Genomic DNA, 1,345 nt, shown 5'->3' with positions numbered 1-1,345 from the left:
GACCACCACCCGCACGCCCGCCCCGAGCACCGCCGACACCGCTGCCCCGACCACCGCCCCGGCGCCCGACCCGATCGGGACCTCGACGATGGGACCGGGCACGATCCGGATCCTGCTCGCCGACGACCACGCGCTCGTCCGCCGAGGGGTGCGGCTCATCCTGGACCAGGAACCGGATCTGCACGTGGTCGCCGAGGCCGGCGACGGTGCCGAGGCCGTCGAACTGGCCCGGACCCACGACGTCGACCTGGCCGTCCTGGACATCGCCATGCCCCGCATGACCGGCCTGCAGGCCGCCCGCGAACTGGCCGCGCTCAAACCGGGCCTGCGGATCCTGATGCTCACCATGCACGACAACGAGCAGTACTTCTTCCAGGCGCTGAAGGCCGGGGCCGGCGGGTACGTGCTCAAGTCCGTCGCCGACCAGGACCTGGTCGCCGCCTGCCGGGCCGCGATGCGGGACGAGCCCTTCCTGTATCCCGGCGCGGTCACCGCGCTGATCCGCAACTACCTGGACCGGGTCCGCCACGGCGAGGAGACCCCCGACCAGATCCTCACCCCACGCGAGGAAGAGGTCCTCAAACTCGTCGCCGAGGGGCACTCGTCCAAGGAGATCGCCGAGCTGCTGTTCATCAGCATCAAGACCGTCCAGCGCCACCGCGCCAACCTGCTGCACAAACTCGGCCTGCGGGACCGCCTGGAACTCACCCGCTACGCCATCCGCGCCGGCCTGATCGAACCCTGACGTCCCGGCCCGACGACCGCCCGGGGTCCGGACACCCACCCGCTCGACCGGACCCCGGGCACCGACCCGCACCGCACGCCGCGACGAGAGGGGGACGGCGCATGCACCGCCCGGCACGCACCGTCCTCCCCACCGCCCTCCGCACCGTCTTCAGCACCGCCTTTCGGGTCGTCCTCCGAACCGGCCGGGCACCCGGCGCCGGAACGGCCGCCCGCACCGGCCGCGTTCCCGGCACCGGAACCACCGTCCGCACGTGTCGTCCCCCCGTCCCCGCCGCGGCCGGCCGCACCCGTCGTGCCCGGTCTCTCGTCGTCGTCGCCGTGCTCGCGGCCCTCCTGCTCGGGCTGCCCGCCGCGTTCGGCGTCCCGGGCCCGCCGACCGGTACGCCGGGCGATCCGGTCGCCGCTGCGGTGGCCGGCTCGGCGGCAGTCGTCCACCACGCCGACAGCGGGCCCCGCGCGGACGACGCCGACGACACCGCCTGCACACTCCGCACCGCCCTCCGGCGCCACCAGCCCGGCGACCACCCCACCCCCCCCCCCCACGCCGCGACCCCACCCCACGCCACCCCCCACCCCCCTACACCCCCCTCACCCCGCC

Annotated in this window: 2 protein-coding genes; both read left to right on the top strand. The window is 75.1% G+C overall.

Annotated features, from left to right (window positions below):
* Positions 1 to 88: 88 nt before the first annotated feature.
* Complete coding sequence (locus tag GV126_RS35545) at positions 89 to 745, top strand: response regulator (RefSeq protein WP_159675577.1); 657 nt, start codon at positions 89 to 91, stop codon at positions 743 to 745.
* 101 nt (positions 746 to 846) lie between these two features.
* Positions 847 to 1,345, top strand: a 499-nt coding sequence (locus GV126_RS37245) for a hypothetical protein (RefSeq protein WP_268977532.1), incomplete at its 3' end; no start/stop codon positions are given.

Origin of the sequence: Streptomyces mexicanus, from assembly GCF_902506575.1 — a bacterium.
In the GTDB taxonomy this organism is placed as follows: domain Bacteria; phylum Actinomycetota; class Actinomycetes; order Streptomycetales; family Streptomycetaceae; genus Streptomyces; species Streptomyces mexicanus.
Note: the sequence above shows the minus strand (reverse complement) of the source record. Positions and strands in the feature narration are given on the sequence as shown.

Excerpts from the sequence above, each read along its gene's own strand:
- GV126_RS35545 (WP_159675577.1), top strand. The coding sequence starts at position 89 with ATGGGACCGGGCACGATCCGGATCCTGCTCGCCGACGACCACGCGCTC.